The organism is Campylobacter sp. RM12654 (assembly GCF_020137585.1).
GTDB lineage: Bacteria > Campylobacterota > Campylobacteria > Campylobacterales > Campylobacteraceae > Campylobacter_E.
Genome location: NZ_JACGAR010000078.1, coordinates 1 through 644, shown reverse-complemented (window position 1 = coordinate 644; position 644 = coordinate 1). Strand labels below are relative to the sequence as shown.

General features: G+C 33.9%; 1 protein-coding gene. It reads right to left on the bottom strand.

Annotation, left to right across the window (positions count from 1 at the left end):
* A partial coding sequence (locus tag AVBRAN12654_RS09390; protein WP_336614391.1) for a molybdopterin-dependent oxidoreductase occupies window positions 1-644 on the bottom strand: 644 nt, incomplete at both ends.

Sequence of the window (644 nt, the reverse complement as noted above, 5' to 3'; positions counted from 1 at the left end):
AGGCCACTTGCTGCTGCTTTTTCTCTTGATTGTTCGTAAAAATATTTAATCCATTCATTTGCAGTTTTACCCTCTGTAAAAGCTTGGTATTTTTCTTCGCCAAAATGCTTGATAATTCCACAAAAAATATCATAATCATTTCTTGAGTTATACATAGGCTTTATACATTCTTTCATAGCGAAGATATATTTGTTTGTATGTGCTTTAGTTATATCATTTCTTTCTATTTCAGTAGTAGCCGGTAGAACTAAATCAGCATGTCTTGCACTAGCAGTCCAAAAACAATCTTGAACTATAAAACTATCAACCTTAGCAAATGCTTTTAATTGTCTATTTCTATCTTGATGATGGTGCATTGGATTACCACCAGCCCAATAAATTGACTTAATTAAAGGGAAGGTCTTAACTTTGCCATCAAATTCATATTCTTTACCAGGATTTTCAAGCATATCTACTATTCTTGAAACAGGAATTACTTCGTTAGTTCTATTATCCCACTCCCCTTTATAACTAGTGCTTACACCAATAGCACCAAGACCTGGAAATCCACCAAATACATTTTTATCATCTGCTAATGTTTGACTATTAGCATTCATAGTTAAACCACCTGGAGTTGGAACCCCAGCATCTGAATAATGGTAGCT